Origin of the sequence: Synechococcus sp. WH 8016 (assembly GCF_000230675.1) — a bacterium.
Lineage (GTDB): Bacteria > Cyanobacteriota > Cyanobacteriia > PCC-6307 > Cyanobiaceae > Synechococcus_C.
The window spans coordinates 220,429-240,826 of record NZ_AGIK01000003.1; the positions used below are offsets into that span (position 1 = coordinate 220,429).

General features: G+C 57.2%; 27 protein-coding genes and 1 tRNA gene. 20 read left to right on the top strand and 8 right to left on the bottom strand.

Annotation, left to right across the window (positions count from 1 at the left end):
- Positions 1-26: 26 nt before the first annotated feature.
- From SYN8016DRAFT_RS09600 to SYN8016DRAFT_RS09610, 3 genes are read left to right on the top strand one after another with little or no spacing between them, the layout of a single operon-like run.
- Positions 27-284, top strand: coding sequence for a hypothetical protein (locus SYN8016DRAFT_RS09600; protein ID WP_006854188.1), 258 nt, complete (start codon positions 27-29; stop codon positions 282-284).
- 39 nt (positions 285-323) lie between these two features.
- Positions 324-1,244: an oxidoreductase gene (locus SYN8016DRAFT_RS09605; RefSeq protein ID WP_006854189.1), complete on the top strand. Its 921-nt coding sequence runs from the start codon at positions 324-326 to the stop codon at positions 1,242-1,244.
- 6 nt (positions 1,245-1,250) lie between these two features.
- Positions 1,251-1,649: a transcriptional repressor gene (locus tag SYN8016DRAFT_RS09610; RefSeq protein ID WP_006854190.1), complete on the top strand. Its 399-nt coding sequence runs from the start codon at positions 1,251-1,253 to the stop codon at positions 1,647-1,649.
- Positions 1,650-1,667: 18 nt separating this feature from the next.
- Here the strand turns inward: SYN8016DRAFT_RS09610 and SYN8016DRAFT_RS09615 are convergent, their stop codons facing one another.
- Positions 1,668-1,871: a hypothetical protein gene (locus SYN8016DRAFT_RS09615; RefSeq protein WP_006854191.1), complete on the bottom strand. Its 204-nt coding sequence runs from the start codon at positions 1,869-1,871 to the stop codon at positions 1,668-1,670.
- 647 nt (positions 1,872-2,518) lie between these two features.
- Between SYN8016DRAFT_RS09615 and SYN8016DRAFT_RS15380 the strand changes: the two genes are divergently transcribed.
- The 4 genes from SYN8016DRAFT_RS15380 to SYN8016DRAFT_RS15385 all read left to right on the top strand — a co-directional run bounded on the left by SYN8016DRAFT_RS15380 (position 2,519) and on the right by SYN8016DRAFT_RS15385 (position 4,033).
- The gene (locus SYN8016DRAFT_RS15380) at positions 2,519-2,683 is read left to right on the top strand and encodes a hypothetical protein (protein WP_006854193.1); all 165 of its coding nucleotides are present in this window, start codon (positions 2,519-2,521) and stop codon (positions 2,681-2,683) included.
- A 113-nt stretch (positions 2,684-2,796) separates the two neighbouring features.
- The gene (locus SYN8016DRAFT_RS15555; protein WP_006854194.1) at positions 2,797-2,967 is read left to right on the top strand and encodes a hypothetical protein; all 171 of its coding nucleotides are present in this window, start codon (positions 2,797-2,799) and stop codon (positions 2,965-2,967) included.
- A 483-nt stretch (positions 2,968-3,450) separates the two neighbouring features.
- Entirely contained in the window at positions 3,451-3,684 is a 234-nt protein-coding gene (locus SYN8016DRAFT_RS09630; RefSeq protein ID WP_006854196.1) for a chlorophyll a/b-binding protein, read from the top strand.
- Positions 3,685-3,856: 172 nt separating this feature from the next.
- On the top strand, positions 3,857-4,033 hold the full coding sequence (locus tag SYN8016DRAFT_RS15385) for a hypothetical protein (protein ID WP_006854198.1): 177 nt from the start codon (positions 3,857-3,859) through the stop codon (positions 4,031-4,033).
- 71 nt (positions 4,034-4,104) lie between these two features.
- Here the strand turns inward: SYN8016DRAFT_RS15385 and SYN8016DRAFT_RS09635 are convergent, their stop codons facing one another.
- From SYN8016DRAFT_RS09635 to SYN8016DRAFT_RS09640, 3 genes are all read right to left on the bottom strand, one after another.
- Positions 4,105-4,305: a hypothetical protein gene (locus SYN8016DRAFT_RS09635; RefSeq protein WP_006854199.1), complete on the bottom strand. Its 201-nt coding sequence runs from the start codon at positions 4,303-4,305 to the stop codon at positions 4,105-4,107.
- 11 nt (positions 4,306-4,316) lie between these two features.
- Positions 4,317-4,475, bottom strand: coding sequence for a hypothetical protein (locus SYN8016DRAFT_RS15560; protein ID WP_006854200.1), 159 nt, complete (start codon positions 4,473-4,475; stop codon positions 4,317-4,319).
- 166 nt (positions 4,476-4,641) lie between these two features.
- Positions 4,642-4,713 (bottom strand) — tRNA-Val (locus SYN8016DRAFT_RS09640).
- 56 nt (positions 4,714-4,769) lie between these two features.
- Between SYN8016DRAFT_RS09640 and SYN8016DRAFT_RS09645 the strand changes: the two genes are divergently transcribed.
- Positions 4,770-5,288, top strand: coding sequence for a metal-binding protein (locus SYN8016DRAFT_RS09645; protein WP_006854201.1), 519 nt, complete (start codon positions 4,770-4,772; stop codon positions 5,286-5,288).
- Between the two features lie 97 nt (positions 5,289-5,385).
- Complete coding sequence (gene mazG / locus SYN8016DRAFT_RS09650) at positions 5,386-6,228, top strand: nucleoside triphosphate pyrophosphohydrolase (RefSeq protein ID WP_006854202.1); 843 nt, start codon at positions 5,386-5,388, stop codon at positions 6,226-6,228.
- Positions 6,229-6,250: 22 nt separating this feature from the next.
- On the opposite strand, the gene arfB is transcribed toward mazG, so the two are convergent.
- Complete coding sequence (arfB, locus tag SYN8016DRAFT_RS09655; protein WP_006854203.1) at positions 6,251-6,685, bottom strand: alternative ribosome rescue aminoacyl-tRNA hydrolase ArfB; 435 nt, start codon at positions 6,683-6,685, stop codon at positions 6,251-6,253.
- A gap of 122 nt (positions 6,686-6,807) precedes the next feature.
- On the opposite strand from arfB, the gene speE reads away from it, so the two are divergent.
- Positions 6,808-7,671, top strand: coding sequence for a polyamine aminopropyltransferase (gene speE, locus SYN8016DRAFT_RS09660; protein WP_006854204.1), 864 nt, complete (start codon positions 6,808-6,810; stop codon positions 7,669-7,671).
- Entirely contained in the window at positions 7,668-8,549 is an 882-nt protein-coding gene (gene speB, locus SYN8016DRAFT_RS09665) for an agmatinase (RefSeq protein ID WP_006854205.1), read from the top strand. Before speE ends, speB begins: the two co-directional genes overlap by 4 nt.
- A 143-nt stretch (positions 8,550-8,692) precedes the next feature.
- On the opposite strand, the gene SYN8016DRAFT_RS09670 is transcribed toward speB, so the two are convergent.
- Positions 8,693-8,926 (bottom strand): hypothetical protein, encoded by a 234-nt coding sequence (locus SYN8016DRAFT_RS09670; RefSeq protein ID WP_050802735.1) that lies wholly within the window; start codon positions 8,924-8,926, stop codon positions 8,693-8,695.
- 180 nt (positions 8,927-9,106) lie between these two features.
- On the opposite strand from SYN8016DRAFT_RS09670, the gene gcvT reads away from it, so the two are divergent.
- From gcvT to SYN8016DRAFT_RS09690, 4 genes are all read left to right on the top strand, one after another.
- Positions 9,107-10,216, top strand: coding sequence for a glycine cleavage system aminomethyltransferase GcvT (gcvT, locus tag SYN8016DRAFT_RS09675; RefSeq protein WP_006854206.1), 1,110 nt, complete (start codon positions 9,107-9,109; stop codon positions 10,214-10,216).
- A 74-nt stretch (positions 10,217-10,290) separates the two neighbouring features.
- A complete protein-coding gene (gene aspS, locus SYN8016DRAFT_RS09680; protein ID WP_006854207.1) occupies positions 10,291-12,126 on the top strand; it encodes an aspartate--tRNA ligase in 1,836 nt (611 codons plus the stop codon).
- Between the two features lie 93 nt (positions 12,127-12,219).
- Positions 12,220-13,350: an RNA polymerase sigma factor, RpoD/SigA family gene (locus SYN8016DRAFT_RS09685; RefSeq protein ID WP_038014277.1), complete on the top strand. Its 1,131-nt coding sequence runs from the start codon at positions 12,220-12,222 to the stop codon at positions 13,348-13,350.
- A 30-nt stretch (positions 13,351-13,380) separates the two neighbouring features.
- Positions 13,381-13,863 carry a Dps family protein gene (locus SYN8016DRAFT_RS09690; protein ID WP_006854209.1) on the top strand — a complete coding sequence of 161 codons (483 nt, stop codon included), beginning with the start codon at positions 13,381-13,383 and terminating at the stop codon, positions 13,861-13,863.
- A 3-nt stretch (positions 13,864-13,866) separates the two neighbouring features.
- On the opposite strand, the gene SYN8016DRAFT_RS09695 is transcribed toward SYN8016DRAFT_RS09690, so the two are convergent.
- Complete coding sequence (locus SYN8016DRAFT_RS09695) at positions 13,867-14,601, bottom strand: SDR family NAD(P)-dependent oxidoreductase (RefSeq protein WP_006854210.1); 735 nt, start codon at positions 14,599-14,601, stop codon at positions 13,867-13,869.
- A gap of 53 nt (positions 14,602-14,654) precedes the next feature.
- Here SYN8016DRAFT_RS09695 and SYN8016DRAFT_RS09700 point away from each other — a divergent pair, with 53 nt between their 5' ends.
- The gene (locus tag SYN8016DRAFT_RS09700) at positions 14,655-16,328 is read left to right on the top strand and encodes a CTP synthase (protein ID WP_006854211.1); all 1,674 of its coding nucleotides are present in this window, start codon (positions 14,655-14,657) and stop codon (positions 16,326-16,328) included.
- The gene (locus SYN8016DRAFT_RS09705) at positions 16,325-16,933 is read left to right on the top strand and encodes a 7-carboxy-7-deazaguanine synthase QueE (RefSeq protein WP_038014278.1); all 609 of its coding nucleotides are present in this window, start codon (positions 16,325-16,327) and stop codon (positions 16,931-16,933) included. The genes SYN8016DRAFT_RS09700 and SYN8016DRAFT_RS09705 overlap by 4 nt, the downstream gene beginning before the upstream one ends.
- A gap of 16 nt (positions 16,934-16,949) precedes the next feature.
- Here SYN8016DRAFT_RS09705 and SYN8016DRAFT_RS09710 read toward each other — a convergent pair whose 3' ends face one another.
- Positions 16,950-17,471 carry an ecotin family protein gene (locus SYN8016DRAFT_RS09710; protein ID WP_006854213.1) on the bottom strand — a complete coding sequence of 174 codons (522 nt, stop codon included), beginning with the start codon at positions 17,469-17,471 and terminating at the stop codon, positions 16,950-16,952.
- Positions 17,472-17,502: 31 nt separating this feature from the next.
- On the opposite strand from SYN8016DRAFT_RS09710, the gene queC reads away from it, so the two are divergent.
- Genes queC through SYN8016DRAFT_RS09725 form a run of 3 tightly spaced genes read left to right on the top strand, consistent with a single transcriptional unit; the run spans position 17,503 to position 20,386 of the window.
- Complete coding sequence (gene queC / locus SYN8016DRAFT_RS09715) at positions 17,503-18,183, top strand: 7-cyano-7-deazaguanine synthase QueC (RefSeq protein WP_006854214.1); 681 nt, start codon at positions 17,503-17,505, stop codon at positions 18,181-18,183.
- On the top strand, positions 18,180-19,523 hold the full coding sequence (locus SYN8016DRAFT_RS09720; protein WP_006854215.1) for an anthranilate synthase component I family protein: 1,344 nt from the start codon (positions 18,180-18,182) through the stop codon (positions 19,521-19,523). The genes queC and SYN8016DRAFT_RS09720 overlap by 4 nt, the downstream gene beginning before the upstream one ends.
- Positions 19,520-20,386 carry an aminotransferase class IV gene (locus SYN8016DRAFT_RS09725; RefSeq protein ID WP_006854216.1) on the top strand — a complete coding sequence of 289 codons (867 nt, stop codon included), beginning with the start codon at positions 19,520-19,522 and terminating at the stop codon, positions 20,384-20,386. The genes SYN8016DRAFT_RS09720 and SYN8016DRAFT_RS09725 overlap by 4 nt, the downstream gene beginning before the upstream one ends.
- Positions 20,387-20,398: the final 12 nt, after the last annotated feature.

The window sequence follows — 20,398 nt, forward strand, 5'->3', positions numbered from 1 at the left end:
AGGAACGCCAACGACCGGCTCGGACCATGACCCTGGATCTCAACGATCCCGAACTCGAATTCTCGGATCTGGTGTACGCCTATCAGAGCTGGGTGATGGCCGTCATCAATGACGAGAAGCTCGAAGGCGATGACCAGCTCCTGACAGACGAGATCGCCGAAGACGCCCTCAACGCCATGAGATTCCTCCCAGGCGAAGTAACGAGCGCGATCGAAACGTCCCTTGCCCGTGTCTACGACGTGGATGCCGACGAACTAGCGGACTTGCTGTTCCCCGAAGACTGATTCCAACAGCGAGACTGGACGCTCTCTGACGCCTGCTCCATGGGCTGGACCCTGAAGGACATCCCAGACCAAACTGGACGCGTGGCCCTCGTCACCGGGGCCAACAGCGGCCTGGGCTTAGAAACCACGCGTGCGCTTTTACAAAAAGGTGCCACCGTGCTCATGGCATGCCGCAGCCAACGCAAAAGCGAAGCGGCACGCCGTGACTTGCTGGATCTCGGCAGAACGGGCGTTGACCTGTTGGATCTTGATTTATCCGATCTCAACAGTGTTGAACGTTGCGCCAACGTTGTCCAAGAGCGATACGGACGCCTGGACCTGTTGATCAACAACGCGGGCCTGATGGCACCCCCACGACGGTTGAGCGTCCAAGGCTTCGAGATGCAGTTTGCTGTGAACCATCTTGGGCACATGGCTCTCACCCAAAGGCTTCTTCCCCTGATGGAAGGCCGCTCTGATGCGCGTGTGGTCACGGTGACCTCTGGCGCTCAATATTTCGGCAAAATGCAGTGGTCAGATCTGCAAGGTGAGCAGCGCTACGACCGATGGAGTGCCTACGGCCAAAGCAAATTGGCCAATGTGATGTTTGCGCTCGAGCTCAACCAGCGGCTTCAGCAGCAAAACAGCACCGTGATCTCTCTCGCCGCCCATCCAGGCCTGGCCCGTACCAATCTTCAACCAGTCTCCATTGCCGCGACCGGTGCCTGGCAAGAGTCCTTGGCCTACCGGCTCATGGATCCCTTATTCCAAAGTGCCGCGATGGGCGCACTGCCCCAATTGCATGCAGCAACAGCAAGCAGCGCTAAGGGTGGAGAGCATTTCGGACCAGGTGGGTTTGCCTCCATGCGTGGAATGCCAACACGTCAGCCTGTGGCCCGTACGGCCAGAGACCCCCAACAACGCGAGCGTCTTTGGACGACCAGCGAAGACATGATTCAATCCACAATGAGCAAGGTCTGAATCACCATGAAGACCCAGCCGTCCGCAAGCCGAAATCGACAACAAAGCCTGCTCGAAGCCTTGCGTCACTGTGGTGACGAAATGAGCGGGCAACAGCTTCATCGGCTCTTAGAGAGCGGGACCAGTTCCATGGGACTCGCCACGGTGTACAGGAACCTCAGGCAACTACAGCAGCAGGGTCTCGTGCGCTGCCGCCATCTACCGACTGGAGAGGCCCTCTATGCCCCGGTTGAACAGGACCGCCATCACCTCACGTGTGTGGACTGTGGAAGCACGAAGGCTTTGGATCACTGCCCAATTCACGGAGTCTCCATCACACCCGAAGAACAGTCTGGCTTCAAGATGTTGTTCCACACCTTGGAATTCTTCGGCATTTGCTCTGAGTGCCAACACAATCAGCCTTAATCAGCCTGCACACACGGATCAACTTCCACTGCAGCGGTTGACGGCAAAGGCCCGTTTCTGAGCAAAACTACCTTTGGCTTCCTGAATGACTTCATCCACACAATGGTCAAAATATCGAGCCTGATTTGCAATCGGAGCGATTTGGATCGAGAAATAAATCACAGAGAATGTAGCCAGCACTGGATATAGATGGGCATTAATCAGATCGCGTGCTTTTGACATGAGCTGCTCCCCAAGGATCAAGCTTGATCATGACCAATCCCGCAGCCAGAAGAAACAATCCAACAAGAAATCGTTTCATCGCTTACGGAACAAAAACAAATGGCATCTGAGCGAATCCATGTCCGCGAATTGCATTTCACTAAATCACCTATCGCCACAAAATCACTGCCTAAACAAAAGAAATCAGCGTAAGCAAAACCAAGGCACAAACCATAAAAAACCCCGCATGACACGGGGGAAAGACAAATTACAGCAACCCATTTAAGACCAAAGAGATCTCACCATTTCACTTGAATCTTCCCACCATTAGGACCATTGAATGAGACGCCACCTTCTGGTTTCTGAGGTTCATAGCGAGGCCCCCAGTTAATTGGCCTACGTCCTTGCCACCAGTCTCCATTGCGCTTACAAACACCACGACCTTCGTAGTGATAGCCGATTGCACAAACTTGATGGTCCCTCCTGTTTTTGGGTTTGCAATATCCAGAGCCGTATCCCGCTCCCGTCTGAACCCAGTGCCGATTAGGGCCACAATTTTGCGCCGCACTCACAGGCAGGCCAGCAAAAGAAAAAGATTGCAATGCGGCAAAGCATGCAATTGCCACATGTTCAACTTTTAGCATCAATTTGCACCCTAAAGCTCAATCATGGCTCCTGACTGCCTGGATGTCAGCCAATCTTTGCAATTTTTACCTATCGAGCGAGCGAGCAAAGCGCAAGTCAAAAGAAATCAGAGTGAAGAAGAAATGCTGTACATGCAAGCGATGCACACAGAGCCACGTGGCAGTGGTCAACGACAAACCATTTTTTGAAAAGACTGTATCGACAGCTCAGCGCAAACGCGTGTTCGGGCGATGGGGGGATTTCACTGTCACGCCACACGCGATCAACTAGCGATTATTTGTGGGTTCTGAATTGAATTCAAATGTCCACTGAAATTCGTAATTGGGACGTTGTTGCCAAAGCCATGGAGGCATCAGGTGCAACATCGAGCCAAATGTATCAACGCGCCAAAGCATTAGCCCAAGGCAAACTTGACCCAATGCCAACCAGTTTTCCTGAGGCTCCTTACAGCATTTCAGCGATTGCTGGTTAATCACAACACACCACTGACGTCGTCCTTCAACGTGTCCTGCCGCCTTCACTGCAGGCAGGACACACTTCATTCACATCTGATCAAGCTCAGCGCAACTTTTATGTCCATTCAGCAACCCTATAAACGCTACGCCATTCGATATCGAGATTCATTCGGATCGACTCATGAAGACAATGTCTATGCCTCAGATGCAATGGAGGCACAACATTTAGCAATGGAGTTCAACGAAGAACTCATGCAAAGGCCCCACAGCATTACAGCTGTCCTTCAAACACCTGACTAACGCAACTCAATACATGAGTGAAGGAAGTCCATAAAGGAGGTCTAAGAGCATGGCGCACGCTCAAAGCAAAAACAGACCGTTCAATACTCACGCCAAGACGAAATAGTCAGGTCCTCAAACCGAACCTTCCGATACGGCTGCCCCCCTTCCAGGCGTAGGGGAGCAGATCTAGACCGACCTGGTCCCACTTGGAGACATCGATGACCACAACAATCCTCCGTACCCCAATGGGCCTCGTCACCAAAGATGGCGAAGGTCACGACAATGTGTATGCCAAAGAGCCACCAATGGACTATGCGGCCGCCGATGCTGGTTGGGGCTTCCATGAGCGTGCAGAAAAGCTCAATGGACGCTTGGCAATGCTTGGCTTCGTTGCTGCCGTCGTCACAGAAATGATCACGGGCGAGAACTTATTGCATGCGATCGGCCTTTAACAAGGTTCACAAAGATCAATTCATTGGATGAAAACTATGAAACTATTATCCGCCCTTGCCGCTATTACTCTGATGGCTACTCCAGCACAGGCAACGATGGGAGCAAAACCAAATCTCCTCATGGAAAAACTTTATTACGCCGAGGGGCGACAACACCCTGACCACCCACTGCATGGATCTTTTTCTGGACTATGTTGCGGCACAGACAACTAAAGTATTCAATAACCTAAAAGCCAAAACCAAAGGGGTGCTGAACATTCAGGCTAAGCAAATCAATAAGATAAATCCGAGCAGCTTGACAATCATCCAGGACACGCTGCTCGCCTTGATGGATGGAGCTCTTATCTAGTTTTACTGCACACATTTAGACAAATACTTCACGAGCAAACCCATATCCGAACAAGTCACTAGCGACAAAACTCATCCAGCCTCAAGTTCAAACGACTGTTCAAGCAAACAACGGAAAAGCTGATCTTTGCTTTCTGCTAAAAACTGTTGTTCGAGGGGATCACCGCCAGGCCAATTGCGCAGCGCATCGCAAGTGGTTTTGTACGCCAATCGCAACGCTTCTCGGCTTAAGTGGACAGTCGCGACGATTTCTTCGGAATGATCCTGGGACATGGGATAACTCGTTATTTTTCAGAAATGACGCGTGCTGTAGCAGCCTTTTGCATGAAGTAAAGGTCTAAAAGCTGTCCAGCTACTTCTTTAAGCTCATCCATATCGCTGGCCTGTTGGATAGCCCCCTGAAGCCGAAGCTTCTCGAATTGGAAGTGGAGAGGCAAACCCATGGCGAAGCAGTCGTTCCAATCGAATGTAAAGAACCATCAAGATTCAATTGGTAGTCATTTCTACTCAAAGCAAATCCCATGTCTCGGCCCATGGCCATGCGCCATGGAGTGCAGCGCTAGCCGGGTCGCGCCGCAGCAAACACGGACTTTTGAAGGTGAGCTGAGATGGGCGATCCAGGTTTCGAACCAGGGACATCCTGCTTGTAAGGCAGGCGCTCTACCGCTGAGCTAATCGCCCTTAGACAGGGATTCTGCCTGAAGGTGGCAGGCTACGTCCAACACTGTTTCTAAAACATGGCTTCCGGCCGGAAGCACGATCGCGCCACCTGTGTCCTCGCTCTGATCTACGGGGCCATCTGGTGGCCATGGCTAGGGATCAGTGGTGCCGCCGGCAGTGCCGCGGCCTTTTTATTCGGCGGCCTCTTTCTTTCCCCTGATCTCGATATCAATTCCAGGCCCTATCAACGCTGGGGTGTGCTGCGCTGGCTGTGGTGGCCCTACCAACGCCTGATCCATCACCGCTCGGTGCTATCGCACAGTCCATTTCTAGGAACGGCGATTCGGCTCGCCTATCTCAGCCTCCTCGTAGCGGCGATCAGCTGGCTAGGCAGCCGTTGGGGAACGCCTTCGCCAGAACAATGGCGAAGCTGGCTGCAACAGGCATGGAAGGAATCATCAAACGCCATTTTGATCGGGTTGATTGGTCTTGAGGCAAGCGCTTGGTTGCATCTGATTCAAGACGGGGACCCCATGCCAAAACTGCCGATCAAGCGTCCGCTGTCGCCCAAACGAAGACGCCGACGCCGAGGTTGACCTTGGCCTAGACCTTGACCTTGACCTTGACGCCCTCGTTGAGCACGGCTGGTGGCTGTCCTGCCAACGAGACTTAAAGACTCCTCCACCTACCCCCATGAGCGACGCCATGCACGATCTGGTCGAGGTGGTCGCGCAATTACGCGACCCCGACCACGGTTGCCCTTGGGACCTCAAGCAAACGCATCAGAGCTTGGTGCCCTATGTCCTAGAGGAAGCTCACGAAGTCGTGGACGCGATCCGCCATGGGGATGATCGGCACCTCAAGGAGGAGTTAGGCGATTTGCTTCTGCAAGTGGTGCTCCATGCCCAACTCGCTCAGGAGCAACAACGCTTCGATCTCGACGCGATTGCACGTGGAATCACGGACAAGTTGATTCGCCGCCATCCGCATGTCTTTGGCCATGCAGAAGCCCATGACAGCGAAACCGTCTCCGCGAATTGGGACAGCATCAAAGCCGCAGAACAAACGGAACGGGGAGAGATTTCCTCCGAATCAACCAGCCCATTGAGCGATCAACTCACCAAGAAAGTCCGTGGACAACCCGCTCTGGCTGGAGCGATGACCATCTCGCGCAAAGCCGCCAAGGCGGGGTTTGAGTGGGATGACATGAAGGGGGTTTGGGACAAAGTGCATGAGGAGCTTGATGAACTCAAGGAAGCGGTGTCTTCTGGTGATCAACAACATGCTCAGGAAGAGCTTGGTGACTTGTTGTTCACGCTTGTGAATGTGGCTCGCTGGTGTGAGATCCAGCCGGAAGAAGGTCTCGCCGGCACCAACCAGCGCTTTCTCGATCGCTTCTCTCGCGTGGAAACCGCCCTGGGAGGAGATCTCCAAGGACGCAGCATCAAGGAGCTTGAAATGGTGTGGCAACAAGCAAAGCTGGCAATCCGTGCTGAACAAGCCTCCAAGCCCACAGCACCCAACAACCACCGCTGACAGTGGGCAAGCGCCCCATCGATCAATCGTCCAATGACGGACGCTGTTGGCGATTTCTTTTGATCTGACCGCGACGCCCTTTGGCCTCAAGCCGTCGCTGCACCGCACCTCTGCCAGGCCGCGTAGCCCGGCGCTGGGGAGGCGGTGGCTTCAAGCCCTCACGCAACAGATCAGCAAGCCGAGCCATCGCTCGCTGGCGGTTTTGCCACTGAGATCGCTCCTCTGCTGCCACCACACGCACACAACCATCCACCAGTCGCGATCCCAGGGCCTCCATCAGCCGTTGTCGCCGAAAGGGGCCCAGCGCCGACGAATTCGCCAGATCGAACACCAGCTCAACCCGAGAATCCGTGGTGTTCACGCCCTGCCCTCCAGGACCTGAAGCGCGAGAAAACCGCCATTGAAGCTCCCTTGAAGGGATCACCAGGCGAGCATTCACGGTGAGGTCCTGGGGCATCGTTCCAGCACTCCGTCACGGCATCAATCGCTGAACGACCGACTGACACCCCTGACCTTGGCATTTCGCCTTCAAACCGGTGCTGGTTTTAGCTGGATGGAGCGAACGTCTAGCGACCCGCCATGACCACGGCACCTCAGACCAGTGGCAACTGGATCGATGAGCACCACAACGGCGTGCGCTACGGCCTGGAGGGACGCGTGCTGGTGGACGAGACCAGCCCGTTTCAGCGCATCACTGTGATCGATAGCCAGCGCTACGGGAAAGGACTCCTCTTAGACGGCTGCTGGATGACGGCAGAACACCAGGAACGCCACTATCACGAACCATTAGTCCATCCTGCGCTCTGTTCGGCCAAGGCCATCGAGCGCGTGCTGGTGATCGGCGGTGGTGATGGCGGGACCGCCCGCGAATGCCTGCGCCACCCAGGGGTGAAGCACCTCGACATGGTGGAGATCGACCGCCGGGTTGTGGAGCTCAGCCAAGAACACCTCCCTTCAATCGGAGCCGGGTGCTGGAACGACCCCCGCTTCCAGCTGAGAATTGGTGATGGAATCGCCTGGGCTGCTGAAGCTGAAGACGCGTCTTACGACGTAGTGCTGGTGGATGGATCCGACCCCACGGGGCCCGCGGAAGGCCTGTTCAACCGTGCCTTCTTTGGCCACTGCTGCCGCATCCTCAAGCCGGGGGGTGTCTTTGCCACTCAAAGCGAATCACCCGAAGCCTTCCGCCAAGTGCACATCGACATGGTGAAGCTCATTCGGGAGCTGTTTGGCCACGCTGATCCTCTCTACGGCTGGGTGCCGATGTATCCCAGTGGCTGGTGGAGCTGGACCTTTGCCGCAAAGGATGGGCCCCGTTACCTCACCGTTCAAAACGAACGCGCCACGGCCGTGGCCGAAGGGTGTGCCATCTGGAGTCCCCGCTGGCAGCAAGGAGCCTTCCACACCATTCCAGCCTTCATTGAACGGGAACTGAATCCATGACCAATCCCAAAGCCCAACCGATGGATCAGAGCCTGTTTGACGATGAAGGTGCCATTTTCATGGGAGCGCAGCGCAATCCTGAGGGGTGCCGCGTGGCCCTCTTTGGCGTGCCCTATGACGGCACCACCTCATTCCGCCCTGGCACCCGCTTTGGCCCAGCCGCGATTCGTGAGGTGAGCACAGGTCTTGAGACCTACTGCCCCCAGCTGGATCGGGACCTCGAAGACATCGCTTACGCCGACATAGGAGCTGTTGAGATTCCCTATGGCGATCCGGAGCCCGTTGTGAATGCCGTGCGCCACGCCACCAGCACAGTGCTAGGTGCAGGGCTGAAACCGCTGATGCTGGGCGGTGAGCATTCCATCAGTTCTGGTGCGGTTGCTGCTGTAGCGGAGCAACACCCCGACCTCGTGCTCGTGCAACTCGATGCCCATGCCGACCTCCGGCATGAGTGGCTTGGAGCCCGTCACAGCCATGCCTGCGCCATGCGCCGCTGTTTGGAGGTGCTTCCCAGCCAACAGCTCATGCAGATTGCAATCCGTAGCGGCACCTGTGATGAGTTCAAAGAACTGCGTCGCAGCGGACGCCTGATCTCCATTCAAGACATCCCGGAGCGAATGAACGCGCTCAGGGGACGGCCGATCTACCTCACAGTGGACCTCGACTGGTTCGACCCGGCTGTGATGCCAGGGACAGGGACCCCAGAACCAGGTGGATTTGTGTGGAACGATTTCGCAGCCGTCATCAACGAGCTAAACAATCACCGCCTCATCGGAGCAGACGTGGTGGAACTCGCTCCTCAACTCGATCCGAGTGGGATTAGTAGCGTTTTGGCGGCCAAAGTCACACGCAGCCTGCTGCTCTTGCTGGCCCAATAAGCAACGCAAACCATCGCTCAGGCATTCAATCAACGCCATGAAACATCAAACAACCAAGCATTAAGACTTGGCGTTGATAAGCCCCCTAGCCCTCCAGCCTCAACAAAGAATCCAACACGACCAAAATAAATTTTGAGCCGAATTCATAACCGAACGGTTCGTTCGGAATCCTGATCAGACGTTTGCATCGAATCACATAAATCCAACTGACGATCCATGGGGATCAACAGAGGTTCCTGAAGATTGAGCTCGGGAAGTGATGGTGGACGACACGTCCAGTGGTGACAAAACACCTGGCTCGCCAACTCCGCATGAACGGTCAGTCGTCGCAACCGACACCATCCAGATCCTGTTGCTGCAGGGGGAGTGCAGTGCACGCAGGATTGACAACTTGACTGAGTCACATCACGCCTGCAGAAACGCGAGCTCAGACTAAGGACGCTTGCCAAAGCGGACCACAAAACCGCCGCAATCTGCTGCTTTGCTTCCACTTCCGGGAATCATTCCGATGCAAGAGCAAAGTTGGTTCATAGGATTTGCGTGCTCGCACCTCGGTCATGGACTTGAACTTCACACCGCTCCATGACCTCTGCATCGCGGCCGGAGGTCGCATGGTGTCCTTCGCTGGATGGGAGATGCCCGTTCAGTTTTCAGGGCTCATGGCTGAGCACAAGGCCGTTCGCAACGGCAGTGGCATGTTTGATATTTCCCACATGGGAGTTCTGCGCATTGAAGGTGCCAATCCCAAAGATGCTTTACAAGAACTCTTCCCGAGTGATCTGCACCGAATCGGTCCGGGGCAAGCCTGCTATTCGGTGTTGCTGAATGAGCAGGGCGGAATCATTGATGACTTAATCATTTACGACCTAGGACCATCGTTGGTAAATGCGAACCACGAAACCTTGCTGGTTGTGATCAATGCAGCTTGCGCAGAAACCGACACAGCCTGGATTCGCCACCATCTTGAGAAAGCTGATCTGCAGGTCCTCGACGAAAAGAAGGACGGGGTGTTGGTTGCTCTCCAAGGGCCAACGGCCATCAGCCTGCTGGAGCGATTGAGTGGCAGCGATCTCAGCGAGCTACCGCGCTTTGGCCACTGCAGTCTCAACATTCACGGGCTGAAAGCTCCGGTTTTCACAGCCCGCACGGGCTACACCGGAGAGGATGGCGTGGAGCTGCTGCTCAACGCAGACGACGGACGGCAGCTCTGGCAGCAATTGCTTGAGGAGGGCGTGACACCCTGCGGCCTTGGCGCTCGCGACACCCTGCGACTGGAAGCAGCCATGCATCTTTACGGCCAAGACATGGACGCCGGCACCACCCCCTTTGAGGCGGGCTTGGGGTGGCTGGTGCATCTGGAGATGCCAGCCAGCTTCATCGGACGGGACGCGCTTGAGCAAGCTGCTGAACAGGGACCGTCCAAGCGTCTGGTGGGCTTGAAGCTGAAGGGGCGGTCGATTGCTCGCCACGATTACCCCGTCATCCACAACGGGACGACCGTGGGCGTGGTGACAAGCGGCAGCTGGTCTCCCACCCTCGAAGAGCCCATTGCTCTCGCCTCCGTTCCCCCAGCCCTCGCCAAACTCGGCACAGAGCTGAGCGTGGAGATCCGTGGACAGCTGCAGCCGGCCACTGTCGTGAAACGCCCGTTCTATCGCCGTTCCTAGTTGGGGCACGGGCTCCTGGGCACAGGTCGTGGGCACAGGCTGTGGGACACTCGCCTCTCTCCAGCGAAACTCCCATGCGCAGCAACGGATGCGGCGACCTGCGCGACACGCACATCGACGAAACCGTTCAGCTCTGCGGCTGGGTGGATCGTCGCCGCGACCATGGCGGGGTGATTTTTATCGACCTGCGCGACCGCAGCGGCACGGTTCAAATCACCGTGGATCCCGACCTAGGTGCTGATGCCTTTGCTGTTGCCGAACACTTGCGCAGTGAAACCGTCTTACAAGTCGAGGGCTTGGTTCGGGCCCGTCCTGGTGAGTCGCTGAATGACCGACTGGCCACCGGTGCGGTGGAGGTTTTAGCGAGCAGCATCCACGTGCTCAACAGGGTGAAGGGCACGTTGCCCTTTCCTGTGTCTGTGCATGACGAGGAAAACACGCGCGAAGAACTGCGCCTCCGCCACCGCTTCTTAGATCTGCGCCGCAAGCGCATGAACGACAACCTGCGCTTGCGTGCCCAAACGATCCAAACGGCACGCCGATTCCTTGAAGACGAAGGGTTTATCGAAGTGGAAACTCCGGTGCTGACCCGCTCAACCCCAGAGGGCGCCAGGGATTACATCCTTCCAAGTCGCGTCTGCGGTGGTGAATGGTTCGCACTCCCCCAGTCCCCGCAGTTGTTTAAGCAGTTGCTGATGGTGGGCGGCATTGAGCGGTACTACCAAGTGGCTCGCTGCTTCCGCGATGAGGACCTACGGGCAGATCGGCAACCTGAGTTCACGCAACTGGACATGGAGATGAGCTTCATGGGCCAGGAAGAGATCCTCGCGCTCAACGAGCGTCTGATTGCCGCCATTTGGAAAACGGTCAAAGGGATTGATCTGCCTCTGCCCTTTCCACGCCTGACTTGGCACGAGGCGATGGAGCGCTACGGCACGGATCGCCCCGACACCCGATACGGCATGGAGCTCACCAATGTGAGCGACATCGTGAAAGACATGGGCTTCAAGGTGTTCAGTGGAGCCGTGAAGTCCGGCGGCTCCGTGAAGTGCATTGCGGTTGCCGGAGGCAATGACGCTGTGTCCAATGTGCGGATCAAACCCGGTGGTGATGTGTTCAGCGAAGCCCAAGCGGCAGGAGCCGGTGGCTTGGCCTTCATCCGGGTGCGAGAGGGCGGCGAAATCGACACCATCGGCGCCATCAAAGACAACCTCTCAGACGAGCAAAAACAAACCCTGCTGCAGCGCACCGGGGCTGAGCCCGGAACCCTGCTGCTCTTTGGCGCTGGAGACACCGCGACGGTGAACAAAGCTCTCGACCGCGTGCGCCAGTATCTCGCCAAAGAGATGGGGCTCGTGAAGCCCGATAGGGAGAACGATCAGTGGAATTTTCTCTGGGTCGTCGATTTCCCGATGTTCGAATTCAACAAGGACGAAAATCGGCTTGAAGCCCTGCACCATCCCTTCTGCGCCCCAAACACCACCGACCTGGGCGATAACGCTGAAGATTGGGGAAAAAACCTCCCCACCGCACGAGCTCAGGCCTACGACCTGGTTCTCAACGGCCTGGAACTAGGAGGGGGCTCCCTGCGCATCCACGACTCCGCCCTGCAACGTGAAGTCCTGAACAGCATTGGGCTTGCTCCGGAGGAGGCCCAAGAGCAGTTCGGATTCTTGGTTGATGCCCTCGACATGGGCGCACCTCCCCACGGTGGACTGGCGTTTGGTGTGGACCGCATGGTGATGTTGCTCGCGGGAGAGGACTCCATCCGCGACACGATTGCGTTCCCGAAAACCCAGCAGGCCCGTTGCCTCATGACGGCAGCGCCGGCAGGGGTCTCCGGGCAGCAGCTCGAGGATCTGCATGTCGCGAGCACCTGGGTAGATCCCGTGACAGAGAACACTGACTAGTCGGAGCGCAAAACCCGAACAGAAACCGACGTTTCTGCAGACCAACTGGCTTAAACCGAGACCCTTGAGACATCTCATCGAATTCTCAGTCCTTTGTCCGCCAGCTCCTCATCGACGGGATCCACCCCGATCCGCTGGAGCGGCGGCAACGACCTGTTGCGTCTCTACTTGCAGGACATCGGTCGGGTGGACCTGCTCACCGCTGAAGACGAGGTGGTGTTGTCGCGCCTCGTGCAGCAATACGAGCGCCTAAAGCGCGAAGAACGTCAATTCGCCGAAGATCATCCGGCAATCGAACGGTTGCTATGCCTTGAGGAACTGCAGTTGAGAGAGGCGAACCATCTCTCTCACTGGCCCACAAGACAGGAATGGGCACGGGCTGCCGAGATGCCCTTGCAAGAGCTGAACCTGGCCCTCACCGAGGGCTATCAAACCTGGGCGGATCTGATCACCTCCGACAGCCGTGACCTGCAACGGCGTCTGCGTGAGGGGCGGAAGGCCCGTGACCGGATGATCCAGGCCAATTTGCGCTTGGTGGTGGCCGTAGCGAAGAAGTACCAGCACCGAGGCATGGAGCTGCTGGATCTCGTCCAGGAAGGCACGTTGGGGCTGGAACGGGCGGTCGAAAAGTTCGATTCCACCCGAGGCTTTCGCTTCAGTACCTACTCCTACTGGTGGATTCGCCAAGGCATCACCAGGGCGATCGCCACCCAAAGCCGCACCATCCGCCTCCCCGTCCACATCACCGAAAAGCTCAACCGCATCAAACGGGTGCAGCAAGAAATTGCCAGCACGGAGGGGCGCACCGCTTCGGTGACAGACCTAGCGAGGGAGCTCAGCGTCAGCGAAGACACCGTGCGTCAAACCCTGGCTCGCGTCCCCCGTTCCGTCTCCCTGGAAACCAAGGTGGGCCGGGATCAAGACACCCAGCTTGGAGAGCTCCTCGAAGACGAGCACGCCACACCAGAGCAGACCCTCACCCGTGATGCACTCCACGACGATCTCGAACACCTGCTGGATGAGCTCACCCCGAGGGAAGCCACCGTGATTCGCTGTCGCTTTGGACTTGAAGACGACACTCCCCGAACCCTCGCTCAAATCGGCGAAGACATGAACCTCTCCCGCGAGAGGGTGCGTCAGATCGAAACCCGAGCCCTTTTGAAGCTGCGCCAACCCCAGCGCCGCAGCAAGGTGCGCGATTACATCCAAGCCCTGGATTCCTAAACCAACCAGCCGTTTCCACTCTCACCAACCATGGCTCGTCACTCCGCCATCGACATCGGCATCACCAGCGCACAACGGGAAGAAATCGCGGCTGCACTCAGCCGCCTGCTGGCAGATACCTACGTGCTGTACGGCAAAACCCACGGCTTCCATTGGAACGTGACCGGGCCGATGTTCAACACATTGCACCTGATGTTCATGAACCAATACACCGAGCTGTGGAACGCCCTCGACGTCATCGCTGAACGCATTCGCGCCCTCGGCGTTTTGGCTCCCCATGGCGGATCCACCCTGGCCGGCTTGGCCTCGATCCCAGAAGCAGAGCAACAACCTGCAGCCCTCGACATGGTGCGTGAGCTGGTGGCTGGCCATGAGGCCGTGGCCCGCACAGCACGAAGCATCTTTCCGCTGGCAGAGGCTGCTAACGACGAACCGACTGCTGACCTGCTCACCCAACGGCTTCAGATCCACGAAAAAACAGCCTGGATGCTGCGCAGCCTGCTGGAAAACTAAGCATCACTCCAGGCTGGAGTTGACCGCAAGCTCAAAGGGAACCGCCCGATTGGGAAGTTTCAAGAGTTCAGCACTCATCGAAGCGATGTCCTCGGGCTGCGTCATCGCTTCGGCTTCCATCGCCTGCGTTGGCCAGCGATCGCTCGAACCGCTGCGCACAGCAGCCGCCATATCCGTATTCACCCAGCCAGGACAAATCGCCGTCACCCGAATTCCTGCAGCCCAGCCCTCATTGCGCATGGTTTGGCAGAGACCAAGCAGGGCAAATTTGCTGGCGCTGTAGGCCGCCAGGCGACCCTTGCTGCGCTTCCCACTCATGGAAACCAAAACCTGGATGCGACCTTCTCCATGGGATGCCAACTGCGGCCAGGCAGCGCGCGTCAACCACCACGGTCCCATCAAATTCACATTGATGGTGTGGGCGATTTCATGCTCTTCGCTCGGCTCAAACAGAAGCGGCACACGGCTGAAGATCCCAGCGCTATGGATCACGCTGTCGAAGCCACCAAAATGCTCGACGGTGGAATCAACCCAAGCCTGGGCCGCCGCTGGGTCCTCAGCCGCATAGGGCTGAAGCAAGACCCGTTCACTCCCAACCAAATCAGGGTCAAGGGAGGTCTGTCTCAACGCTTCCAAATCGCGAAGCCCAAGGCTGAGGCGATGGCCGTCAGCAAGAGCGCGTTCAGCGACCGCTCGACCGATCCCACGACTTGCACCACTAATCAGGAGAGTGCGCACGGCTACACGGGTGAAGGTCTACAGCGGTAAATTGACACGTTGCCGAGCAAGCCATGGCCAAGTTCGTGTTTGTCACCGGCGGTGTGGTCTCCAGCATCGGCAAAGGGATTGTGGCCGCGAGCCTCGGGCGCCTGCTGAAGTCTCGGGGCTACAGCGTTTCCATCCTGAAGCTGGATCCCTACCTCAATGTGGATCCAGGAACGATGAGCCCGTTTCAACATGGTGAGGTGTTTGTCACCGAAGACGGTGCCGAAACCGATCTGGATCTAGGCCATTACGAACGCTTCACCGACACCGCGATGTCACGCCTGAACAGCGTGACCACCGGCTCGATCTATCAATCCGTCATTAATAAGGAGCGCCGAGGCAGTTACAACGGCGGGACCGTCCAGGTCATCCCCCATATCACCGGTGAAATCCGCGACCGCATTCACCGTGTGGCCTCGAATAGCAATGCCGATGTGGTGATTACCGAAATCGGTGGCACCGTTGGTGACATCGAATCGTTGCCCTTCCTGGAAGCCATTCGAGAGTTCCGAGGGGATGTGGGGCGACGCGATCTGGCCTACATCCACGTCACCCTGCTCCCCTTCATCGGCACATCGGGAGAACTGAAAACCAAACCCACCCAGCACTCCGTTAAGGAGCTGCGCTCGATCGGGATCCAGCCAGATCTGCTCGTCTGCCGCAGTGATCGCGACATCAACGATGAGCTCAAACGCAAAATCGGAGGCTTCTGTGGTGTACCCCAGCGCGCTGTGATCCCCTCCCTGGATGCCGACAGCATTTACGCCGTGCCGCTCACGCTCGAAGACGAAGGATTGTGCCGTGAAGTCCTCGACGTCCTAGACCTTGAAGATCACGACAGCGACATGGTGGACTGGGCGCAACTGGTCCACAAACTCCGCAATCCCGGTCCCGCGGTCAAAGTTGCCTTGGTGGGCAAATACGTCCAACTCAATGACGCCTACCTATCGGTCGTGGAAGCCCTGCGCCACGCCTGTTTAGCCCAAGACGCCTCCCTCGATCTGCACTGGGTCTGCGCCGAAGAAATTGAAAATCAAGGCGCCGATGCCCTTCTCAAAGGCATGGACGCCGTGGTCGTGCCAGGTGGATTCGGCAACCGTGGTGTCGACGGAAAAGTCGCCGCCATTCGCTGGGCCAGAGAGCAACGCGTGCCGTTCCTTGGCCTTTGCCTAGGGATGCAATGCGCCGTAATCGAGTGGGCACGCAATCTGGCAGGCCTTACAGATGCCACAAGCGCTGAGCTCGAGCCAGGAACCACCCATCCTGTGATTCATCTTCTGCCTGAGCAACAAGACGTTGTGGACCTTGGAGGCACGATGCGGCTTGGGGTGTATCCCTGCAGGGTTGCTGCAGACACCCTCGCTTCAAAACTGTATGGGGAAGAAGTGGTCTATGAGCGCCATCGCCATCGCTTCGAATTCAACAACGCCTACCGCAACCTGTTTCTCGAGTCTGGCTACGAAATCAGCGGAAGCTCCCCCGATGGCCGGTTGGTGGAACTGATCGAACTCCCTGAACATCCCTTCTTCACAGCCTGTCAGTACCACCCTGAATTCCTATCAAGACCCGGCCGGCCCCATCCCCTCTTCCGGGGTCTGATCGAAGCGGCCCAACAACGCTTGCCCTCCAGCCCCAGCGAAGCCATGCGCCAACAAAACAATTCAGCGACTGGATCCAGTCATCCCAGCCTGCAGCCTTGACCCACGCGTTGCCCGTTGTTGAGACCTTCCACTCTCTGCAAGGGGAAGGGATTCATACAGGGCGAAGTGCTTTTTTCATCCGCCTGGCGGGATGCACTGTGGGCTGCAGCTGGTGTGACACCAAGCACTCATGGCCTGCTGACTCGCATCCGAAGCGTCTGGTGATGGACTTAGCGACTGAGGTCACTGATGCTGCTGACAGCGGAGCCGCCTTCGTGGTGATCACCGGTGGAGAACCCTTGCACCACAACCTTGATGAGCTCACCGCTGCGATTCGCTCACAGTGCACTCAGCCCGTGCATCTTGAAACCAGTGGCGTCGATCGATTGAGTGGTGCCCCCGACTGGATCACCCTTTCGCCAAAGCGCCACAAGCCTCCAAGGCCGGATGTGTTGCAAGCGTGTCATGAGCTCAAGGTTGTGGTGCACGAGCCGGCAGATCTGCTGTTTGCGGAGGTGGTGGCAGCACAAGCGCCCCAAGCCAATTGGTTGCTTCAGCCTGGCTGGGACTGCGAGGAAGGCCTGCAACTCGCCATCGGCAAAGTTCGGCAAGATCAGCGCTGGAGGTTGAGCATGCAAAGCCACAAATGGCTTGGCGTGCGCTAGCGATCTCTCATCCCAGTCAAAGCTTCACAGCATCCTGTTGACGCGTCTCCGCTTTCCAAACTCGCCAGCGCAACTCCACGCCCTCAGGCAGATCCACCACTACCGGCCAAGAGGCGTTGTAGGGAATCAAATAGGGCTGCTTGCCGAGGGACAAAAAGGATTTGCCTTGGGCCTGTTCCGACGTGCAAGCCATGCGCGTACTCAGCACAAGCACTGGCCCACTCACTTCAAACAGGGCCTTCCCAGAAGCTTTAGGCAGTCGCTGCATCGATAAAGACGGCCCCGACAAGCGCTTGACATTGCAATCAACCTCCACCTCCTTTCCCACGATCAACTGAATGCGCCAATCGAGTGGATGGGGCGAAATCATGGCGTCGTCACTCTTCGGCAGCAGGCCCGAGGGCTGAATCAGCCAACGCTTGAGGCCTTGCTTGGGTGCTGGATAACCACTCAGGTCAAGACGGGGAATCGCCACAGCAGGAGCTGAAGCAGCCACCATCAGCAGCGGCAGTGCCAGCCTCAAGAATCCCAGACCCATGGTCATACCCACACGGCAACAGAATGCAAGCATGACCGATTCCACCGCGATTGCCCTGCTCTCGGGAGGGCTCGATTCCGCAACGGCCGCGGCACTCGCCATGAAGGCAGGCTTCCGCGTGATTGGCCTCTCCTTTGATTACGGCCAACGCCATCGGCGTGAACTGGATGCTGCCGTAGACATCGCTAACGCCCTCAATCTGGCTGAACACCACACGATCAAGGTGGATTTGGCGATGTGGGGAGGCTCCTCGCTCACCGATCACGCCCAAACCCTTCCTACAAACGGCGTTGAGCCAGGCATCATCCCGAGCACCTATGTGCCAGGGCGCAACACCGTGTTCATTGCAATCGGCCTCAGCCTCGCCGAAGCGCGGGGTGCCGATCAACTGGTGCTGGGCGTCAATGCCGTGGACTACTCGGGCTATCCAGACTGCCGGCCGGATTATTTAAAGGCCTTCCAAGATCTTGCAGACCTCAGCAGCCGCGCTGGACGAGAAGGCCATGGTCCAAAGCTATGGGCACCACTTGTGGAGTGGAGTAAACAGCAAATTGCAGAAGAAGCACTACATCTAGGGGTTCCCATCGAACGCACCTGGAGTTGCTATAGCGGCGAAGACGTGCCCTGTGGTGTCTGCGACAGCTGCCGAATCCGTGATGAAGCACTGCTCGCCGCCGGACGGCCGGACCTGTGCAGCCCAGGCCGTCCATGACCTCCAATCACGCCGGCACCCAGAAGCTGATTCGCAGCAGCCATCCCTGGATCGAACCTGATTCCGTGGCCAAAGCGCTCGCCCAAGAGCACGGAGACGCTGGCTTGATTTGGCTGGACGGGGATGCCAGCGACTTGGGCCGTTGGCTCACCCTGGCCGCTGACCCTCTCGAGCAACTCTGTTGCCGGGGGTTACCAGGAGAGGTTGGTTCCACCAATCCATTTGAGGCTCTGCGCTCGCTCAATCCTGGGCACTGGACGGGCTGGCTGAGTTACGACGCTGCCGCCTGGCTCGAACCCACAAACGCTTGGCGAAGCGATGCCATGGCCAGCCTTTGGATCGGTCGCCACGACCCCGTTCTGCGCTTTGACCTCCAACAACAGGAGGTTTGGATTGAGGGGCTTGATGCCAAGCGCCATGCCGCGATGGAGCGCTGGATTCTGGGACTGCGTGAACGATTCAAACAACACCCTGACGCACACCGCAGCCCCAACCCGCTCCATACAGCGTGGATACGCCACTGCGACAGAAAGGCCTATGCCAAGGGCGTTGAGCGAATCCGTGAACTGATCGCGATGGGCGATCTCTTTCAAGCCAATCTCACCAGCTGCACCAGCACAACCTTGCGAGAGCCGATCAACAATTTGGAGCTCTTTCTGCGCTTGCGTCGAACCTGTCCCGCACCCTTTGCAGGTCTCGTCGTTGCCAGCGGTGAGGCCGATGGCGAAGCACTCCTGTCCACATCACCGGAACGCTTCATGGAAGTGCTGCCCAACGGTGCTGTTCAAACGAGACCCATCAAAGGAACACGCCCTCGGGACTCCGATCCACAACAGGATGCCGACCAAGCCGCTGAATTGGTTTGCAGCGAAAAGGACCGTGCCGAAAACGTGATGATTGTCGATTTGCTGCGCAATGACCTTGGCCGGGTCTGCGTGCCTGGCAGCGTCGATGTCCCTCAACTGGTCAAGCTCGAAAGCTATGCCCGAGTCCACCACCTCACCTCGGTCGTCAAAGGCCAACTCCGAGACGGGCTGACCTGGGTGGATCTCCTAGAGGCGAGCTGGCCAGGTGGTTCGATTAGTGGTGCACCAAAACTGAGGGCATGCCAAAGACTTCAAGAACTAGAACCCAAAGGTCGAGGTCCTTACTGCGGTTCTTTGCTAACGCTGAACTGGGATGGGCGTTTTGACAGCAATATTTTGATTCGCACCGTTCTGCGCAAAGACAACGAGCTTCGGGTGCATGCAGGCTGCGGAATCGTTGCCGACTCGGATCCTCAAGCAGAAGCCGATGAACTGGACTGGAAACTGCTACCACTGTTAGAGGCACTGGAGTGACAGCATCTGAGCCACAACACTCCATCGCCTGGATCAACGGAGCATGGGGTCGGCCTGCAGAGCTGACGCTGCCACTCAGCGATCGGGGGCTGCAGCTCGCCGACGGACTGTTCGAAACGATTCTCGTTCAACACAACCGTCCCTGCCTATTCGATGCACACCTCCGTCGATGGCAGCGAAGTTGTGAGCTGTTAGGGATGGCACCACCACCCCAAAAACCCTGGTTGGTTTCGTTGATTCAAGAAGCGATCCAGCGACTCGGGCTGGAGCATGGGGAGGGTGCCCTGCGCCTGAACTGGAGTCGAGGCGATGGAAGCCAACGAGGAATTGGGCTCGATCACAACGCAGCCGACCCCTCCAGGCATCGCTTTTGGCTCACCTTACAAACCCATACGCCAACGTTCGAGTCCATCAGCACATGGATCAGTCGTCATGAATATCGGCATGCCTCCAGTCTGATGAGTCGATGCAAAACCTTTGCCTACGGACAAGCGATTCAAGTGCGCCGGGAAGCTCAACAGAGGGGAGCTGACGATGGATTGATGCTCAGCACCAATGGCTCACTGTGCTGCGGAAGCAGCGCCAACCTTGTCGTACTCCGCCATGGCCAATGGCTCACACCCCCTTTAAGTGATGGCTGCCTACCTGGAGTGATGCGGGGTCAAGGCCTCAAACAGGGGCTGATTAAAGAGCTGTCGCTTTCATCCAAACCTCAACCAGGTGATCAATGGTTGTTAATCAACAGTCTTGGCTGTAAGACGATCAACCACGTGAATGATGAGCCACTCACGATCAGCGGCCGGGGAGAAGCCCTTTGGAGATCCTTACTGTCATCTCATTCTGAGGAATCATTGCCATCCTGAGCGCAGCAACAA

Coding starts and splice junctions, on each gene's coding strand:
- SYN8016DRAFT_RS09600 (WP_006854188.1), top strand. CDS start 27: ATGACCCTGGATCTCAACGATCCCGAACTCGAATTCTCGGATCTGGTG.
- SYN8016DRAFT_RS09605 (WP_006854189.1), top strand. CDS start 324: ATGGGCTGGACCCTGAAGGACATCCCAGACCAAACTGGACGCGTGGCC.
- SYN8016DRAFT_RS09610 (WP_006854190.1), top strand. CDS start 1,251: ATGAAGACCCAGCCGTCCGCAAGCCGAAATCGACAACAAAGCCTGCTC.
- SYN8016DRAFT_RS09615 (WP_006854191.1), bottom strand. CDS start 1,871: ATGTCAAAAGCACGCGATCTGATTAATGCCCATCTATATCCAGTGCTG.
- SYN8016DRAFT_RS15380 (WP_006854193.1), top strand. CDS start 2,519: ATGGCTCCTGACTGCCTGGATGTCAGCCAATCTTTGCAATTTTTACCT.
- SYN8016DRAFT_RS15555 (WP_006854194.1), top strand. CDS start 2,797: ATGTCCACTGAAATTCGTAATTGGGACGTTGTTGCCAAAGCCATGGAG.
- SYN8016DRAFT_RS09630 (WP_006854196.1), top strand. CDS start 3,451: ATGACCACAACAATCCTCCGTACCCCAATGGGCCTCGTCACCAAAGAT.
- SYN8016DRAFT_RS15385 (WP_006854198.1), top strand. CDS start 3,857: ATGGATCTTTTTCTGGACTATGTTGCGGCACAGACAACTAAAGTATTC.
- SYN8016DRAFT_RS09635 (WP_006854199.1), bottom strand. CDS start 4,305: ATGTCCCAGGATCATTCCGAAGAAATCGTCGCGACTGTCCACTTAAGC.
- SYN8016DRAFT_RS15560 (WP_006854200.1), bottom strand. CDS start 4,475: ATGGGTTTGCCTCTCCACTTCCAATTCGAGAAGCTTCGGCTTCAGGGG.
- SYN8016DRAFT_RS09645 (WP_006854201.1), top strand. CDS start 4,770: ATGGCTTCCGGCCGGAAGCACGATCGCGCCACCTGTGTCCTCGCTCTG.
- mazG (WP_006854202.1), top strand. CDS start 5,386: ATGAGCGACGCCATGCACGATCTGGTCGAGGTGGTCGCGCAATTACGC.
- arfB (WP_006854203.1), bottom strand. CDS start 6,685: ATGCCCCAGGACCTCACCGTGAATGCTCGCCTGGTGATCCCTTCAAGG.
- speE (WP_006854204.1), top strand. CDS start 6,808: ATGACCACGGCACCTCAGACCAGTGGCAACTGGATCGATGAGCACCAC.
- speB (WP_006854205.1), top strand. CDS start 7,668: ATGACCAATCCCAAAGCCCAACCGATGGATCAGAGCCTGTTTGACGAT.
- gcvT (WP_006854206.1), top strand. CDS start 9,107: ATGGACTTGAACTTCACACCGCTCCATGACCTCTGCATCGCGGCCGGA.
- aspS (WP_006854207.1), top strand. CDS start 10,291: ATGCGCAGCAACGGATGCGGCGACCTGCGCGACACGCACATCGACGAA.
- SYN8016DRAFT_RS09690 (WP_006854209.1), top strand. CDS start 13,381: ATGGCTCGTCACTCCGCCATCGACATCGGCATCACCAGCGCACAACGG.
- SYN8016DRAFT_RS09700 (WP_006854211.1), top strand. CDS start 14,655: ATGGCCAAGTTCGTGTTTGTCACCGGCGGTGTGGTCTCCAGCATCGGC.
- SYN8016DRAFT_RS09710 (WP_006854213.1), bottom strand. CDS start 17,471: ATGGGTCTGGGATTCTTGAGGCTGGCACTGCCGCTGCTGATGGTGGCT.
- queC (WP_006854214.1), top strand. CDS start 17,503: ATGACCGATTCCACCGCGATTGCCCTGCTCTCGGGAGGGCTCGATTCC.
- SYN8016DRAFT_RS09720 (WP_006854215.1), top strand. CDS start 18,180: ATGACCTCCAATCACGCCGGCACCCAGAAGCTGATTCGCAGCAGCCAT.